This window comes from Bacillus sp. KH172YL63 (assembly GCF_011398925.1).
Classification (GTDB): Bacteria; Bacillota; Bacilli; order Bacillales; family Bacillaceae_B; genus Rossellomorea.
Map to the genome: position 1 here is coordinate 1569559 of NZ_AP022842.1, position 16890 is coordinate 1586448.

Below are 16890 nucleotides of genomic sequence, written 5' to 3' on the forward strand. Positions count from 1 at the left end.
TTTGTTTTTGCTTGTGGTTCTAAAAGAATGATGGCCAATTCAAAAGTTTCCTGTCCGGTGCTGAAGATTGGTCAGTCTGGGACAGGTTCCTATGGATGTACATAATCTATTTTCATGAAGATATCTTCCTTATTTTTTGATATGATAGTAAGGGTAAATATTTTTTTGATTGTTGGTGGAGGATTTTTTATGCTAAACAAGCTTAAACAATGGAAGAGACAACATACTTCTGAGGAAGTGGAAGAAAGATTTCAGGAATTACGTAAACACCCGATTCCGGGTCATATAGCGATTATCATGGACGGAAATGGAAGATGGGCCAAAAAGAGGGCGCTGCCCCGGGTGGCAGGTCATCACGAGGGCATGAAATGTGTCCGTAAAATTACGAGACTTGCAAATGAACTCGGAATAGAAGCGTTGACTTTGTATGCCTTTTCGACTGAGAATTGGAAACGTCCAAAGATGGAAGTGGAATTCCTTATGAAATTGCCTGAGGAATTTCTCGGAACGTTCCTTCCTGAATTGGTAGAGGAAAATGTGCAGGTGAAGATGATCGGATCTCCTGAAGCTTTACCAAACCATACAAAAGCTGCTGTCACAAAAGCGATGGAAGCGACAAAGCACAATGATGGTCTCATATTGAATTTTGCTTTAAACTATGGGAGCCGGTCGGAAATTATAGATTCCATGAAGAGTGTCTTAAAAGATGTCCAGAATGGAATACTAGAAGAAAGTGATTTAAATGAAGAAGTGTTTTCAAGTTATTTAATGACAAAAGATCTAAAAGACCCGGACCTGCTTATCCGAACGAGTGGTGAGATCCGCTTGAGTAATTTTATGCTATGGCAATTGGCTTATACCGAGTTCTTCTTTACAGACGTACTGTGGCCTGATTTTGGCAAGGAACAATTAACTGAAGCCATCGAAGCATATCAAGGCCGTTCGCGAAGATTCGGCGGGTTACAAAGCGAGGAATCATAATGAAGCAAAGAATTATTACAGCAGTGATTGCGGCAGCGATCTTTTTACCAATCATCATATACGGTGAAACACCATTTATGGTCTTGATGTATTTGATTGCATCCATTAGTTTATATGAAGCGTTAAAAATGAGGGGGCAGTGGATCCTCACGATTCCAGGCTTGCTATCCCTGGCTCTGTTATGGGTATTTCTGATCCCACAGGAAGCGATCGGCATCATCAACGATTTTGGCTATTCGAAAATAGAGTTGGCATTTCTTGCTGTACTGCTATTCTTGACATATACGGTTGCCACGAAGAATCGCTTTAATTTTGACGATGTGGCATATTCGATTCTAAGCGTCCTTTACGTGGGAATCGGGTATTATTATTTCATGGAAATCCGCCTGGAAGAAGGGGTTCAGTACGTTTTCTACGCCCTCTTCATCATTTGGGCCACCGATTCCGGTGCATACTTCATCGGTAAAGCGATGGGGAAAAAGAAACTTTGGCCAGAAATAAGTCCGAATAAAACCATTGAAGGATTCATCGGCGGCATCATTTGTGCAGTGATTGTCGGTGTCATCATGACGTTTTTCACGGACCTTCATATGTCTGTTCCGAAACTGATCATCGTAACAGCGATCCTCTCTGTTTTTGGACAAGTCGGTGATCTGGTGGAGTCTGGACTAAAGAGGCATTACAAAGTGAAAGACTCGGGGCATATCCTGCCTGGTCATGGCGGGATGCTTGATCGTTTTGACAGCTTATTATTCGTACTCCCGCTCCTTCACTTCCTATTATAAGGCCGGACAGCAATGTGAATATGTTCAGAGAGGAGATCAGTGAATGAAGAATATCAGTTTAATGGGTGCCACCGGTTCTATTGGCATGCAAACGCTGGATGTCCTCCGTGACCATCCTGAGGAATTTACGCTGACAGCTATGTCTGTCGGGAAAAACATAGAAGAAGCAAGAAAAATCATCAAGGAATTCTCCCCGAAACTTGTTTCCGTTCAGCGGAAAGAGGATGCTGAGTCCCTTACAAGTGAATACTCTTCCGTCAAAGTCCTTTACGGGGAAGAAGGACTGGTGGAGGTTGCCTGCCATCAGGATGCCGAGGTCCTTGTCAATGCGGTCCTTGGAAGCGTCGGGTTATCGCCGACCCTTCAGGCCATTGAGGCCGGTAAGACCATTGCGATCGCCAACAAAGAGACGCTGGTGACCGCAGGACATCTGGTGATGGAAGCGGCCAAGAAAAAGGGAACCGCGCTGCTGCCGGTTGACAGTGAGCATTCAGCCATCTATCAGGCACTGCAAGGAGAACGGAAAAAGAATATCGAAAAGTTGATCATCACCGCTTCTGGTGGAAGCTTCAGAGACCGTACACGGGAAGAATTGATTGGCGTGACAGTCAAAGAGGCTTTGAATCACCCAAATTGGTCGATGGGAGCAAAAATCACAATCGATTCGGCTTCCATGATGAATAAAGGTTTGGAGGTCATCGAGGCTCATTGGCTGTTCGATATCCCATATGATCAAATCGACGTCGTCCAGCATAGGGAGAGCATCATCCATTCGATGATCCAATTCCATGATTCATCTGTCATGGCCCAGTTGGGAACACCGGATATGAGGGTGCCGATCCAATATGCATTAACCTACCCTGACAGGCTCGAAAGAAAAGGGGAAAGGCTTGATTTGACTGAAATTGGGAAGCTCCATTTTGAAAAGATGGATATGGAACGTTTTCGCTGTCTTGCTTTTGCATATGAAGCGGGACGGACTGGCGGAAGCATGACAACCGTCTTAAATGCCGCGAATGAGGCGGCTGTAGCGATGTTCCTCGAAGGCAGGATTTCATTCCTTGATATCGAGACATATATCGAGAAAGCGATGGAGGCCCACCAGATAGTACATAGACCGGACCTTGAAGCGATCAAGGAGATTGATCAACAAACTAGACAGCGTGTATTAAGCTGGCTGTAGTCCCACATGCATGTTCACATGGACTGCAGCGTAGAATGGTAGTGGACGTGTTGTCGGCGTCCAATCATATTACATTCAAATCTGTTGCCGACAGGTTATAAAAAGGTGGTTTTTTATTTGCAAACGGTGATTGCCTTTGTTGTTATTTTTGGAGCTTTAGTATTTTTTCATGAACTTGGTCATTTGATATTCGCCAAACGTGCAGGCATTCTCTGTCGGGAATTCGCGATCGGTTTCGGCCCTAAAGTATTTTCATATAAAAGGGATGAAACGACCTACACGATCCGCTTATTGCCACTCGGAGGCTTTGTGCGCATGGCGGGTGAAGACCCGGAAATGGTGGAGCTTAAAGCCGGTCATCGAGTTGGACTGATCCTTGATCAAGATGAAAAAATTAAAAAAATCGTCTTGAACAACAAGGACCGATATCCATCCATCCGTGTCGTGGAAGTGGAGGAAGCGGATCTGGAGCACAGACTTCACATCCGTGGATACGAAGAAGATGAGGAAGAATTGAAGACATTCAGCATTTCCCGGGATGCCGTATTCGTCGAAGACGGCGTAGAGACACAAATCGCTCCCTGGGACCGCCAATTCGCTTCAAAATCGCTTCCACAGCGGGCAATGGCCATTTTTGCCGGTCCTTTATTCAACTTCATCCTGGCTTTCTTCATTTTTGTTCTTGTCGGTCTTCTTCAGGGGGTGCCGACAAACGATCCGGTCCTTGGTGAACTGACTGAGGACGGGGCAGCGAAAGAGTCGGGCCTGCAGGAAAATGATGTGGTCCTGAGCATCGACGGCAAAGAAATTTCCACCTGGGACGATATTGTGTCGGTCATTCAGAAGCATCCCGGTGATGAACTGAGATTCAATGTAGACCGTGCAGGGTCGATGACGGAGATCCCGGTAACCCCTAAACCACAAGAAATCGAGGGGAAGGAAATTGGGATCATCGGGGTCCACAGCCCCGTTGAAAAATCGCCGCTCAAAGTGGTATCAAACAGTGCCCAGCAAACCTATGAATGGACCAAAATGATTTTTGTTCTCTTAGGAAAGCTTGTATCCGGTGAATTCTCGATCGATGCACTATCCGGACCGGTAGGAATCTATCAGTCAACGGATGTCGTGGCGAAATCAGGGATTTACTATCTTATGAGATGGGCTGCGATTCTCAGCATCAATCTGGGAATCATGAATCTCCTGCCAATCCCTGCCCTTGATGGAGGCAGACTTTTGTTCTTTGCGGTAGAAGCCGTCCGGGGCAAACCGGTGGATCGTCAAATGGAAGGGATGGTCCATTTCGTCGGATTTGCACTCCTCATGGTATTGATGCTTGTTGTCACCTGGAATGACATCCAAAGATTTTTCTTATAAAATATAAACGTGTCCTTGCAGGCAGTTTCTCCCTCTCCATTCAAAAACTGAGGGTGTTACTGCCTGTTGGATTAAGATAAAATAGTTGGAAGGAAAACCTTCCTCTACATAACTTATATCGTAACTGAGGTGCTAGTAAATGAAGCAACGTAATACATTCATCCCTACACTGCGAGAAACACCGGCCGATGCAGAAATCAAAAGTCATCAGCTTCTCTTGCGTGCAGGATACATCAGACAAAATGCAAGCGGGATCTATAGCTTTTTACCCCTTGGAAATAAGGTGTTAAAGAAAGTGGAGCAGATCATCCGTGAAGAGTTGGATGCAGCCGGGGCTGTTGAAATGCTCATGCCGGCACTGCAGCCTTCCGAACTTTGGAAAGAATCGGGACGTTGGGCAACATATGGACCTGAACTCATGCGCATGAACGACCGTCATGACCGTGAATTTGCCCTGGGTGCTACCCATGAAGAAGTCATCACGAGCCTTGTCCGCGATGAAATCAAATCATATAAGCGCCTTCCGCTTACAATGTATCAAATACAAACGAAATTCCGTGACGAAAAGCGGCCTCGTTTTGGTCTCTTGAGAGGAAGAGAATTCATCATGAAGGATGCTTATTCCTTCCACTCCACGCAAGAAAGCCTGGATGAGACGTATGATGCATTATTCAATGCATACTCATCCATTTTCAGCCGGTGCGGGTTGAATTTCCGTGCAGTCATTGCAGATTCAGGGGCAATGGGTGGTAAAGACACACATGAATTCATGGTGTTATCAGATGTAGGTGAAGATACGATCGCATATTCAGATACATCTCAATATGCTGCAAATATTGAAATGGCGGAAGTCATTGATACGTATACCGAATCGAGTGCCGACATGCTTGAACTTGAAAAAGTTTCGACACCTGAAAGCAAAACAATCGAAGAGGTCGCGACTTTCCTTTCTGCAGGCAAAGATCAATGCATTAAGTCGCTTCTTTTTAAAGTGGACGAAGAATATGTGCTCGTACTATCTCGCGGTGATCACGAAATCAACGATATCAAAGTGAAAAACCTTCTTCATGCAAGTGTCGTTGAACTTGCTTCAGCAGAAGAGACGAAGGCCCAAACCGGGTGTGAAATCGGTTCGATCGGACCATGCGGATTGGATAATATCAAAATCATTGCGGATCAAGCTGTTAAATACATCCGTAATGGGGTGGCAGGAGCAAATGAAGAGGGCTATCATTATACGAATGTCAACCCTGAAAGAGATTTCGAAGTTTCTCAATATGCCGATCTCCGCTTCATTCAAGAAGGTGATCCATCTCCGGATGGGAATGGTACGATTGAATTTGCGAGAGGCATTGAAGTAGGACATGTATTCAAACTGGGTACGAAGTATTCAGACGCCCTTGGAAGTTCATACCTTGATGAAAACGGACGTTCCCAATCGATCATCATGGGATGCTACGGAATCGGTGTATCCCGTACGCTTGCAGCCGTGGCAGAGCAATTCAATGACGGAAATGGTCTTGTATGGCCTACGAACCTCTCGCCGTTTGATCTTCATTTGATCCCGATCAATATGAAGGATGAAGCACAGGCTGCCCTGGCGAACGAGTTATATAACTCGCTGAAAGAGAACCAATATGATGTGCTGATGGATGACCGTGCAGAGCGTCCAGGCGTAAAATTTGCAGATTCCGACCTGATCGGCCTTCCTATCAGAATAACAGTAGGCAAGAAGGCGGGAGAAGGAATCGTAGAAGTGAAAGTGAGAAAAACCGGAGAAGTGTCTGAAGTTCATAAAGATGACCTGCTTCGTGATCTCAAAGAACTATTCAAGACCTTGTCTTAAAGATAAAGGGCTCGACTTAAAGGGAGCAATCCTTCTCTGTCAGCCCTTTTTCTTCTGTAATGATAAGAATATGATTATGAATGGGGGAGAAAGGCCATGGAAGAAAAATCCCTCGGCAAAAGGGAAAGGTTTCAGCTGCTGCTTCAACAACTGGGGCTGACAGAAGATGCATTTGTTCAATATTTTCAAAACGCCGAAATTGAAAAGCTGGCCGTATACAGGAAAGAAAAAAAATGGCACTTTTACTTCAAGCTTGAAGAAATCATCCCCTGTAATGTGTGGAGTAAATTTTCGATTGCCCTGCAGACTTCCTTTAAACATATCGCCACAGTCAATTATACGATCCGCGTATTAAATGCACAGGCAACAGACGAGCAGATCCTTGACTATTGGCAGGATTGTGTGAAGGAGATACAAGGCATTTCACCACCATTATTAAAGTTGTTAAATACACAAAAGCCGAAAGTCATGGGGAACAAAATCATTGTTCAAGCTTCGAATGATACAGAGGCGGCACAGCTGAAGAGGAAATATGGTGAAATGATCTCATCTGTTTTCGAAAACTTTGGCTTTCCGAAGCTTGTTCTCGACGCTGAAGTCAGCCAAGTGGAAGAACAAAGCAATGAATACGAAAAATTCCTGGAAGAAAAGTTGAAAGAAGACCAGGAAAGAGCGAAACAAGCGTTGATTGAAATGGAAAAGGCTGAGAAAGAGGAAGCGAGCGGCATTCCAAGCGGTCCATTCATGCTTGGTCTCTCGATCAAAGATGATGCAGACTTCCGGAAAATCGAAGAGATATATGATGAAGAGCGCAGGATTGCAGTAGAAGGCTACGTCTTCGATTGTGAAACCCGTGAACTGAGAAGCGGCCGGACGCTATTGACCTTCAAAGTGACCGATTATTCGAGTTCAATTCTTGTGAAAATGTTCTCAAGGGACAAAGAAGACGCTGCCGTCATGAACAATATGAAAAAAGGGATGTGGGTCCGCTGCCGTGGAAGCATCCAAAATGATACCTTTGTCCGGGATCTTGTCATGATTGCCAATGATGTGAATGAAATCAAACCAGTGTTAAGACTGGATACAGCGCCAGAGGATGAAAAGCGGGTGGAGCTTCATATGCATACACCGATGAGTCAGATGGATGCTGTTTCTTCTGTGGCAAGCCTTGTCGGTCAAGCAAAAAAATGGGGCCATAAAGCAGTTGCCATCACCGACCATGCTGTCGCCCAATCGTTCCCGGAAGCATTTAACGCAAGTAAGAAGAATGACATTAAACTCCTCTACGGGGTGGAAGCGAACCTTGTCAATGACGGCGTGCCGATTGCCTATAACGACCGTGACCTCCCGCTTGAAGACAGCACGTTCATTGTCTTTGACGTGGAAACGACAGGTCTTTCCGCCGTATATGACACGATCATCGAACTTGCAGCGGTGAAGATCAAAGATGGGGAAATCATTGATAAATTCGAGTCATTCGCCAATCCACATCATCCCCTGTCTGCAACGACGATCGACCTGACGGGTATAACCGATGATATGGTCCAGTCGGCACCTGAAATCCAAGATGTGCTCCGTGACTTTCATCGGTGGATAGAAGACGATATACTCGTGGCCCATAATGCGTCATTCGATATGGGGTTCTTGAATGCCGGCTTTCAAAAGGCCGGAATCTCTAAGGCGACGAATCCGGTCATTGATACACTTGAGCTTGGGCGGCTTCTCTATCCCCAATTCAAGAACCATCGTCTGAATACGCTGGCGAAAAAATTCGACATTGAATTGACCCAGCATCACCGGGCGATCTATGATGCTGAAACAACAGGATATCTATTATTGAAAATGTTGAAAGATGCACTTGAAAAGGGAATCACCAACCATAATCAATTCAATGATTACATGGGGAAAGGCGATGCATATAAGCGGTCAAGGCCGTACCACTGTACACTGATTGCCCAGACGGAAGAAGGGCTGAAAAATCTGTACAAGCTCGTGTCGATCTCTCATATGAATTATTTCTACAGAGTTCCCCGCATCCCCCGTTCACAGCTTCAAAAGTACCGGAAAGGGATCCTTGTTGGTTCCGGGTGCGACAAAGGGGAAGTATTTGAAGGGATGATGCAAAAAGGGAAGGAAGAGGTCGAAGAAACGGCCCGCTTCTATGATTACCTGGAAGTACATCCAAGAGAGGTATACCAGCATCTGATTGAACTCGATCTTGTTCAGAGCCGGAAAAACCTTGAAGATATCATTAAAAATATCGTGGAACTGGGCAAGAAATTGGATATGCCGGTCGTGGCGACCGGGAATGTCCATTATTTGAATGAAACAGATAAAATCTATCGGAAGATACTCGTTGGTTCTCAAGGGGGAGCAAACCCGTTGAATCGTCACGAACTCCCCGATGTCCATTTCAGGACAACAAATGAAATGCTCGATGCTTTCTCGTTTTTAGGGAAAGAAACGGCCAAGGAGATCGTCGTTGACAATACGAATAAAATTGCCGACATGGTCGATGTCATCAAGCCGATCAAAGACGATTTGTATACACCGAAAATCGAGGGTGCAGACGAAGAGATGCGCAGGATGAGTTATGCGATGGCGAGAAGCATTTACGGAGATGACCTGCCTGAAATTGTTGAAGCAAGGATTGAGAAGGAATTAAAAAGTATCATAGGCCATGGATTCGCGGTCATTTATTTGATCTCCCACAAGCTTGTTAAGAAATCACTTGATGATGGGTACCTGGTTGGTTCCCGTGGGTCGGTTGGATCTTCGTTCGTTGCAACGATGACCGAAATCACTGAAGTGAATCCTCTGCCGCCGCATTATGTGTGCCCGTCGTGCAAAAAATCCGAGTTCTTCGATGATGGATCTGTCGGTTCAGGTTTTGATTTGCCGAATAAAGATTGTCCTGATTGCGGCGTCCCATTTAAAAAGGATGGTCACGACATCCCGTTCGAAACTTTCCTGGGCTTCAAAGGGGATAAAGTGCCCGATATCGACCTGAACTTCTCCGGTGAATATCAGCCGAATGCCCATAACTATACGAAAGTACTGTTCGGTGAAGACAACGTATACCGTGCAGGAACAATTGGTACGGTAGCGGAGAAGACGGCTTATGGATATGTAAAAGGCTATGCGAATGATCATCAGCTCCAGATACGCGGTGCCGAAATCGACCGTCTCGTCAGCGGTTGTACCGGGGTGAAAAGAACGACCGGACAGCATCCGGGTGGTATCATCGTTGTTCCTGATTATATGGATATCTTCGATTTTTCACCGATACAATTCCCGGCTGATGACTCAAGCTCCGAGTGGAAAACGACTCATTTTGATTTCCATTCCATCCATGATAACTTATTGAAGCTTGATATTCTTGGACACGATGACCCCACTGTCATCCGTATGCTTCAGGATTTATCAGGGATCGATCCAAAGACGATCCCGACAGATGATCCGGAAGTCATGAAGATATTCAGCGGAACCGATTCACTCGGTGTGACGGAAGAACAAATCATGTGTAAAACCGGTACATTGGGGATTCCTGAATTCGGTACGAGATTTGTGCGACAAATGCTTGAAGATACGAAGCCGACGACTTTCTCAGAACTTGTACAGATTTCCGGTCTTTCCCACGGAACCGATGTGTGGCTTGGAAATGCACAAGAGCTCATCCATAATAATATCTGTAACCTGAGCGAAGTAATCGGTTGCCGTGATGACATCATGGTGTACTTGATTTATCAAGGACTGGAGCCTTCACTCGCCTTTAAAATCATGGAGTTCGTCCGTAAAGGGAAGGGGCTGCAGGATGAATGGGTGGAAGAGATGAAGAAAAACGGTGTACCTGACTGGTATATCGATTCTTGTCTGAAGATCAAGTATATGTTCCCTAAAGCCCATGCCGCCGCCTATGTACTGATGGCCGTGCGGATCGCTTACTTTAAAGTCCATCATGCCCTGCTTTACTATGCTGCCTATTTCACCGTCCGTGCAGAGGACTTCGATATCGAAGCGATGGTCCGGGGATCCCAGGCAATCCGGGCGAAGATCGAAGACATCAACAGCAAGGGTCTGGATGCTTCCCCTAAGGAAAAGAACACGCTGACAGTCCTTGAATTGGCGCTAGAAATGTGTGAAAGGGGATATAAATTCCAAAAAGTAGATCTTTACCGATCCCAGGCATCCGAGTTTATGATCGATGGGGATACATTGATCCCGCCGTTCAATGCCATACCGGGTCTCGGTACGAATGCCGCTATCAATATCGTAAATGCAAGGAAGGATGGGGAATTCCTTTCGAAGGAAGATCTCCAGCAGCGTGGACGGGTGTCGAAGACGATCATCGAGTATCTGGACAATCACGGCTGTCTGGAATCACTTCCGGATAAGAATCAATTATCCCTCTTCTAAGCTGATATCATGGGAATTGTTTGCATAAACATGATGATTATGGTATATTTTTATTGGAAATACTAAAGATAGCTCTAAAGGTAGAAGAGTGGGGTCGCACCCCACTCTTTCGTTATTACATGGAGATTTTTTGAACTATCATTTCTAGTCTTGGTGCAAGATTTTCATATAGACCAGGAGGTAAGTATGAGCAAAATAACAACACTCGTAGAAGAAATTGTCACACCGATCTTGGATGATTTGTCACTTGAACTCATCGACATGGAGTATGTCAAGGAAGGATCCAACTGGTTCCTTCGTGTATTCATCGATAAAGATTCAGGTGTTGACATCGAAGAATGCGGAATTGTCAGTGAAAGACTAAGTGAAAAGCTGGATGAGATCGATCCAATCACTCATAATTACTTTTTAGAAGTTTCTTCACCTGGCGCTGAGCGTCCGTTAAAGAAAGACAAGGACTTCGAAAAGGCCATCGGCAAAAATGTCTATGTGAAGACATATGAACCGTTGAACGGTGAGAAGGCTTTCGAAGGAACGCTGCTTTCGTATACTTCAGAATCATTGGCATTAGAAGTAACCATTAAGACAAGAAAAAAGAAGGTTGAAATTCCAACAGATAAAATAGCTATCGCACGACTGGCTGTTACATTTTCATAGGAACGAACCGCACTATAAAGGGGGATGAAACCACCATGAGCACGCAGTTATTAGATGCTCTTACTGTTTTAGAGAAAGAAAAAGGCATTGCAAGAGATGTCATCATTGAAGCGATTGAAGCGGCCCTTGTGTCGGCTTATAAACGAAATTTTAATCAGGCGCAGAACGTCCGTGTAGACCTTAACCTGGATACCGGTACGATGAGAGTATTCGCCCGTAAGGAAGTCGTGGATGAAGTATTTGATTCCCGTCTTGAAATTTCGGTCGAAGATGCCGCTGAAATCAACCCTAGCTATGAAGTTGGGGACGTGGTCGAGCTTGAAGTGACGCCTAAGGATTTCGGACGCATTGCGGCCCAGACGGCGAAACAGGTTGTGACACAACGGGTAAGGGAAGCGGAGAGAGGAATCATCTATTCAGAATTCGTTGACCGTGAAGAAGACATCATGACGGGGATCGTCCAAAGACAGGACAACCGTTTCATCTATGTAGCACTCGGCAAGATCGAAGCACTCCTTCCAGTAAGTGAGCAGATGCCGAATGAAACGTATAAGCCCCATGACCGTATCAAAGTATTCATTACAAAGGTCGAGAAGACGACGAAGGGTCCTCAGATCTTCGTATCAAGAACACATCCAGGATTATTGAAGCGTCTATTTGAAATCGAAGTTCCTGAAATCTTTGATGGAACTGTTGAAATCAAGTCAGTTGCCCGTGAAGCGGGGGATCGCTCGAAAATCTCTGTGTACGCTGAGAATTCTGAAGTCGATCCTGTAGGCGCATGTGTAGGAACAAAAGGCGCACGTGTACAGGCGATTGTAAATGAATTAAAAGGTGAAAAGATCGACATCGTCCAGTGGTCAGAAGATCCAGTGACATTCGTCGCAAATGCACTCAGTCCATCAAAGGTTCTTGATGTGCAGGTGAACGAGGAAGATAAGGCGACGAGAGTGGTCGTACCTGACTACCAGCTGTCTCTTGCAATCGGTAAGCGTGGTCAAAACGCCCGTCTAGCTGCCAAGTTGACGAACTGGAAAATTGACATCAAGAGTGAGACAGACGCCCGTGAACTTGGATTGTATCCAAGGGAGGAGTCCTTCCTGCCTCAAGACGAAGAGGAAGAGTACGACGATGAACCTTTGAATATTGATTTCGAAAATCAAGATTAAGAGGTGACCAAAATGGGTGCAAATAAGAAGATACCGTTGCGTAAATGCGTGGCAACCGGTGAAATGAAACCTAAAAAGGAAATGATCCGGATTGTCAGATCGAAAGAAGGGGAAGTCTCAATCGACCCTACCGGCAAGAAATCAGGGCGCGGGGCTTATCTTTCCAAAGATAAAGACGTCATTTTACAGGCGAAAAAGAAAAATACTTTAGCCAATCAATTACAGGCGAAAATAGATGAATCTCTTTACGATGAATTGATTAGCCTTGTGGAGAAGGAGTAACGTTTAGCGTATGAATCAAAATCGTTGGATGTCACTTTTAGGATTGGCAAATCGGGCACGTAAGATTATTTCAGGTGAAGAGCTTGTTATTAAAGAAGTTCGCAGTGGACGAGCAAAACTTGTCATTCTTTCCAAAGATGCTTCTGCTAATACAAACAAGAAAATCACGGACAAATGTAAATCATACAATGTCCCGGTATCCTTAGTGGAAAACAGGCATGATTTAGGTCAAGCCATTGGAAAAGAGGCCAGGGTGGTTACGGCCATACTGGATGAAGGCTTTGCCAGAAAGTTATCCGAACTGCTCGATGAATCTCAGTGGGGGTGAACATATGAGCAAGATGCGTGTATATGAATATGCAAAGAAACATAATGTGTCAAGTAAAGATGTGATCGAAAAATTAAAGCAACTGAATATTGAGGTATCAAACCATATGGCAACTATAGAAGACGATGGAGTAACAAAATTGGACGCGATGTACAAGGGGAATGCAAAATCATCCCAGAAGGCCGATACATCAAAGTCTGAAGACGCTCCGAACAAAGAGAAGGTCAAAGCAGCACCGAAGAGCCGTGAAGGTAAGAAACAAGATCAACAGCACCAGTCAAAGGAGAAGAAAGTCTTCAATAATAATAACAACAACAACCAAAACAGAAATAAAAACAAAAATAACAAAAACAACAAGCCGAACAGAAACGCGAAACAGGCTCCTCAACAGCAGCCGCCTGCAAAGAAGAAAGAACTTCCGGCTAAAATCACGTTCTCAGAGTCTCTGACTGTAGCAGAACTTGCAAAAAAATTACACAAAGAGCCATCCGAAATCATCAAAAAGCTCTTTATGCTTGGTGTAATGGCAACAATCAACCAGGAGCTCGACAAAGATTCAATTGAACTGATCGCCGGTGAATACGGTGTGGAAGTTGAAGAAGAAATCAAAGTGGATGCAACTGACCTTGAAGTATACTTCACTGAAGATACGGAAGATCAGCTGGAAGAGCGTCCATCTGTTGTAACGATCATGGGTCACGTTGACCACGGTAAAACAACCCTTCTTGATTCGATTCGTAATACGAAGGTGACTGCAGGCGAAGCTGGCGGGATCACTCAGCATATCGGGGCTTACCAAGTAGAGGTCGATGGAAAGAAAATTACCTTCCTTGATACCCCGGGACATGCTGCCTTCACGACAATGCGTGCACGCGGTGCACAAGTGACGGATATCGCGATCATCGTCGTCGCAGCGGATGACGGTGTAATGCCGCAGACAGTTGAAGCCATCAACCACGCAAAAGCTGCTGAAGTTCCAATCATCATTGCGGTTAACAAAATGGATAAGGAAGCTGCCAATCCTGATCGCGTCATGCAGGAGCTGACAGAATATGAATTGGTTCCTGAAGCATGGGGTGGAGATACGATTTTTGTACCACTTTCAGCACTATCTGGAGACGGAATCGACAACCTGCTTGAAATGATCGTTCTTGTGAGCGAAGTGGAAGAGCTGAAAGCAAATCCACACCGCCTTGCACAAGGTACTGTCATTGAAGCTCAATTAGACAAAGGCCGTGGATCGGTTGCAACACTTCTTGTACAAAACGGTACATTGAAAGTCGGCGATCCAATCGTAGTAGGAAATACTTTCGGACGTGTCCGTGCCATGGTCAATGACCTTGGACGCCGTGTGAAGGCAGCTGGTCCTTCTGCTCCCGTTGAAATCACCGGGCTGAACGATGTTCCTCAAGCGGGTGACCGCTTCGTCGTATTTGAAGACGAGAAGACGGCTCGCTCTGTAGGGGAATCACGTGCCTCCCAAGCGCTTCAGGCTCAGCGTGGAGAAAAATCCAAAGTCAGCCTTGAGACGCTGTTCGAGCAAATGAAGCAAGGGGAAATGAAAGACCTTAACCTTGTTCTTAAAGCAGACGTTCAAGGTTCTGTTGAAGCACTTGCAGCTTCATTGATGAAGATTGAAGTAGAGGGTGTAAATATCCGCATCATTCATACCGGTGTGGGTGCCATCAACGAATCTGATATCTCACTTGCTGCAGCTTCAAATGCGATCGTCATCGGATTTAATGTCCGCCCTGATGTGAATGCCAAGCGTACGGCAGATGCTGAAGGTGTTGAAATCCGTCTTCACCGCATCATCTACAAAGTGATGGAAGAGATCGAGGCTGCGATGAAAGGGATGCTTGATCCTGAATTTGAAGAAAAAATCATTGGACAAGCGGAAGTTCGTCAGACATTTAAAGTGTCTAAAGTCGGTACAATTGCGGGAAGCTATGTAACAGAAGGTAAGATTTCACGGGACAGCGGCGTCCGCCTCATCCGTGACGGAATCGTTATCTTTGAAGGTGAACTTGATGCCCTTAAACGTTTCAAAGATGATGCCAAAGACGTAGCCAAAGGTTATGAATGTGGTATCACGATCAAGAACTTCAATGATGTGAAAGAAGGCGACGTAATCGAAGCCTTCATCATGGAAGAAATCACACGTAAATGATCACATATGTTGAATGTGAGTGTATGATACATGATTCTCATTCTTTAAAGGAAAAGCGGGCGGTCCTCCAAAGGGTACTGTCCCGCCTGAAGCAAAAGTTCAATGTCTCTGTCTCTGAAATCGATCATCAGGATGTGTGGCAACGCACAAGAATCGCGATGGTCACCGTTGCCTCTTCAAAAGCGGCAAGCGAAAGGGAAATCGAGCATGCCTTGAGGTTCATCGATTCCTTTCCAGAGTGGGAGCGGATGGAAACCCATATCGAATCATTGTAGCAGCTTATGTTTGACATATACCATTACAGATAAACAGAGGTGATATTGATGAGCCATCGTGCGAATCGTGTTGGCGAACAAATGAAGAAAGAGCTCAGCGATATTATCGGACGAAAAATAAAGGATCCACGCATTGGCTTTGTAACGGTTACAGATGTACAGGTAACCGGTGATCTACAACAGGCAAAAGTGTATATTACCGTTCTGGGTGGAGAAGACCAAAGAGAGAATACACTCAAAGGTCTTGGAAAGGCAAAAGGATTCATCCGTTCTGAAGTAGGACAGCGAATCCGCCTTCGCAAAACACCTGAAATTATTTTTGAGTTTGATGAATCGATTGATTATGGTAATCATATTGAGTCTTTATTGAAAAAGGTCCAAGATGAACCAGAAGAGTCTAAAGATACAGAGAAGTAATGAGAAAGGGCTGATCCGGACGGAAGTATATTTCCAGAGGATCAGCCCTTTATGCATATTTTAGACAGATATACATATTGGAGGTATGAATATGAATGGCATCCTGCCTTTATGGAAGCCCCGGGGCATGACGTCCCATGATTGCGTGTTTAAATTGAGGAAGCTGCTCGGTACAAAGAAAGTCGGCCATACAGGCACGCTTGATCCGGAAGTGTCCGGTGTCCTGCCGATTTGTATCGGCAGGGCCACAAAGATTGCAGAGTACATCACCGCCTCTGGAAAGACCTACGAGGGCGAAGTGACCCTCGGCTTCTCTACAACAACAGAAGACGCATGGGGGGAGAAGGTCGAGGAAAAGAAAGTCGACAGAAAGATCATGAGAGAAGAGGTTGAAAAGGTCCTTCAGAGCATGACGGGAGAAATCACCCAAACCCCTCCCATGTTTTCAGCTGTCAAAGTGAATGGCAAGAGACTGTATGAATACGCAAGGCAGGGGATCGAGATTGAAAGACCTTCAAGGACAGTCCATATCAAGCGTCTGCGCCTCTTGGAGGAGTGGGATGAGTTAAACGGTGATTCGAGCTCATTCCGCTTTGAAGTCGCCTGCGGGAAAGGGACATATGTGAGGACACTCGCTGTTGAGATCGGGAACAGACTGGGATATCCCGCTCATATGTCTGCCCTGACCCGTACGCAATCTGCCAGCTTCAAAGAAGAAGATTGCCATACCCTTGAGTATATAAAAGAATATGTGGAAGATCATCACCCCCAGGGACTCCTCCTGCCCCTTGAGCTTGGGCTTTCTCATTTGCCGAAAATGGTGATTAGTGATACATTAGCAGAGAAAGTGAAGAATGGGGCACGCTTACAAGAGCCTGATACATGGCCGGAAAGCACCGAGGTAGTAATGGAATATCAGGGCAAAGCGATTGCCATCTATCAAAGGCATCCGGACAAACCAGGGATCATCAAGCCTGTCAAAGTGCTTTTTAACGACTAGTGAAAAA

At 45.3% G+C, this 16890-nt stretch carries 14 protein-coding genes; all 14 read left to right on the forward strand.

The genetic code is table 11. From position 1 onward, the window contains the following. Positions 1 to 189: 189 nt before the first annotated feature. The 14 genes from KH172YL63_RS07845 to truB all read left to right on the forward strand — a co-directional run bounded on the left by KH172YL63_RS07845 (position 190) and on the right by truB (position 16883). The gene (locus KH172YL63_RS07845; RefSeq protein ID WP_173105583.1) at positions 190 to 981 is read left to right on the forward strand and encodes an undecaprenyl pyrophosphate synthase; all 792 of its coding nucleotides are present in this window, start codon (positions 190 to 192) and stop codon (positions 979 to 981) included. Beyond that, positions 981 to 1766, forward strand: a complete 786-nt coding sequence (locus KH172YL63_RS07850; protein WP_173105584.1) for a phosphatidate cytidylyltransferase — start codon at positions 981 to 983, stop codon at positions 1764 to 1766. The genes KH172YL63_RS07845 and KH172YL63_RS07850 overlap by 1 nt, the downstream gene beginning before the upstream one ends. A 43-nt stretch (positions 1767 to 1809) precedes the next feature. After that, positions 1810 to 2949: a 1-deoxy-D-xylulose-5-phosphate reductoisomerase gene (dxr, locus tag KH172YL63_RS07855; RefSeq protein ID WP_173105585.1), complete on the forward strand. Its 1140-nt coding sequence runs from the start codon at positions 1810 to 1812 to the stop codon at positions 2947 to 2949. 117 nt (positions 2950 to 3066) lie between these two features. Next, a complete protein-coding gene (gene rseP, locus KH172YL63_RS07860; protein ID WP_173105586.1) occupies positions 3067 to 4323 on the forward strand; it encodes an RIP metalloprotease RseP in 1257 nt (418 codons plus the stop codon). Between the two features lie 139 nt (positions 4324 to 4462). After that, the gene (locus KH172YL63_RS07865) at positions 4463 to 6169 is read left to right on the forward strand and encodes a proline--tRNA ligase (RefSeq protein WP_173105587.1); all 1707 of its coding nucleotides are present in this window, start codon (positions 4463 to 4465) and stop codon (positions 6167 to 6169) included. Positions 6170 to 6265: 96 nt separating this feature from the next. Next, on the forward strand, positions 6266 to 10585 hold the full coding sequence (locus KH172YL63_RS07870) for a PolC-type DNA polymerase III (RefSeq protein ID WP_173105588.1): 4320 nt from the start codon (positions 6266 to 6268) through the stop codon (positions 10583 to 10585). Positions 10586 to 10771: 186 nt separating this feature from the next. Continuing rightward, positions 10772 to 11242 carry a ribosome maturation factor RimP gene (rimP, locus tag KH172YL63_RS07875; protein ID WP_173105589.1) on the forward strand — a complete coding sequence of 157 codons (471 nt, stop codon included), beginning with the start codon at positions 10772 to 10774 and terminating at the stop codon, positions 11240 to 11242. A gap of 35 nt (positions 11243 to 11277) precedes the next feature. Beyond that, positions 11278 to 12411: a transcription termination factor NusA gene (nusA, locus tag KH172YL63_RS07880; RefSeq protein ID WP_173105590.1), complete on the forward strand. Its 1134-nt coding sequence runs from the start codon at positions 11278 to 11280 to the stop codon at positions 12409 to 12411. A gap of 12 nt (positions 12412 to 12423) precedes the next feature. After that, positions 12424 to 12693 carry an RNase P modulator RnpM gene (gene rnpM, locus KH172YL63_RS07885; protein WP_064093674.1) on the forward strand — a complete coding sequence of 90 codons (270 nt, stop codon included), beginning with the start codon at positions 12424 to 12426 and terminating at the stop codon, positions 12691 to 12693. Between the two features lie 10 nt (positions 12694 to 12703). Further along, positions 12704 to 13021, forward strand: coding sequence for a YlxQ family RNA-binding protein (locus KH172YL63_RS07890; RefSeq protein ID WP_173105591.1), 318 nt, complete (start codon positions 12704 to 12706; stop codon positions 13019 to 13021). A gap of 4 nt (positions 13022 to 13025) precedes the next feature. Continuing rightward, the gene (gene infB / locus KH172YL63_RS07895; RefSeq protein WP_173105592.1) at positions 13026 to 15191 is read left to right on the forward strand and encodes a translation initiation factor IF-2; all 2166 of its coding nucleotides are present in this window, start codon (positions 13026 to 13028) and stop codon (positions 15189 to 15191) included. Continuing rightward, positions 15188 to 15466, forward strand: coding sequence for a DUF503 domain-containing protein (locus tag KH172YL63_RS07900; RefSeq protein ID WP_173105593.1), 279 nt, complete (start codon positions 15188 to 15190; stop codon positions 15464 to 15466). Before infB ends, KH172YL63_RS07900 begins: the two co-directional genes overlap by 4 nt. 48 nt (positions 15467 to 15514) lie before the next feature. Continuing rightward, entirely contained in the window at positions 15515 to 15883 is a 369-nt protein-coding gene (gene rbfA / locus KH172YL63_RS07905; RefSeq protein WP_173105594.1) for a 30S ribosome-binding factor RbfA, read from the forward strand. A 91-nt stretch (positions 15884 to 15974) separates the two neighbouring features. Then, positions 15975 to 16883, forward strand: a complete 909-nt coding sequence (truB, locus tag KH172YL63_RS07910; RefSeq protein WP_173105595.1) for a tRNA pseudouridine(55) synthase TruB — start codon at positions 15975 to 15977, stop codon at positions 16881 to 16883. The last annotated feature ends 7 nt before the right edge of the window (positions 16884 to 16890 follow it).

Excerpts from the sequence above, each read along its gene's own strand:
- KH172YL63_RS07900 (WP_173105593.1), top strand. The coding sequence starts at position 15,188 with ATGATCACATATGTTGAATGTGAGTGTATGATACATGATTCTCATTCT.
- KH172YL63_RS07850 (WP_173105584.1), top strand. The coding sequence starts at position 981 with ATGAAGCAAAGAATTATTACAGCAGTGATTGCGGCAGCGATCTTTTTA.
- rbfA (WP_173105594.1), top strand. The coding sequence starts at position 15,515 with ATGAGCCATCGTGCGAATCGTGTTGGCGAACAAATGAAGAAAGAGCTC.
- KH172YL63_RS07865 (WP_173105587.1), top strand. The coding sequence starts at position 4,463 with ATGAAGCAACGTAATACATTCATCCCTACACTGCGAGAAACACCGGCC.
- infB (WP_173105592.1), top strand. The coding sequence starts at position 13,026 with ATGAGCAAGATGCGTGTATATGAATATGCAAAGAAACATAATGTGTCA.
- KH172YL63_RS07890 (WP_173105591.1), top strand. The coding sequence starts at position 12,704 with ATGAATCAAAATCGTTGGATGTCACTTTTAGGATTGGCAAATCGGGCA.
- nusA (WP_173105590.1), top strand. The coding sequence starts at position 11,278 with ATGAGCACGCAGTTATTAGATGCTCTTACTGTTTTAGAGAAAGAAAAA.
- rnpM (WP_064093674.1), top strand. The coding sequence starts at position 12,424 with ATGGGTGCAAATAAGAAGATACCGTTGCGTAAATGCGTGGCAACCGGT.
- KH172YL63_RS07845 (WP_173105583.1), top strand. The coding sequence starts at position 190 with ATGCTAAACAAGCTTAAACAATGGAAGAGACAACATACTTCTGAGGAA.
- KH172YL63_RS07870 (WP_173105588.1), top strand. The coding sequence starts at position 6,266 with ATGGAAGAAAAATCCCTCGGCAAAAGGGAAAGGTTTCAGCTGCTGCTT.
- dxr (WP_173105585.1), top strand. The coding sequence starts at position 1,810 with ATGAAGAATATCAGTTTAATGGGTGCCACCGGTTCTATTGGCATGCAA.
- truB (WP_173105595.1), top strand. The coding sequence starts at position 15,975 with ATGAATGGCATCCTGCCTTTATGGAAGCCCCGGGGCATGACGTCCCAT.
- rimP (WP_173105589.1), top strand. The coding sequence starts at position 10,772 with ATGAGCAAAATAACAACACTCGTAGAAGAAATTGTCACACCGATCTTG.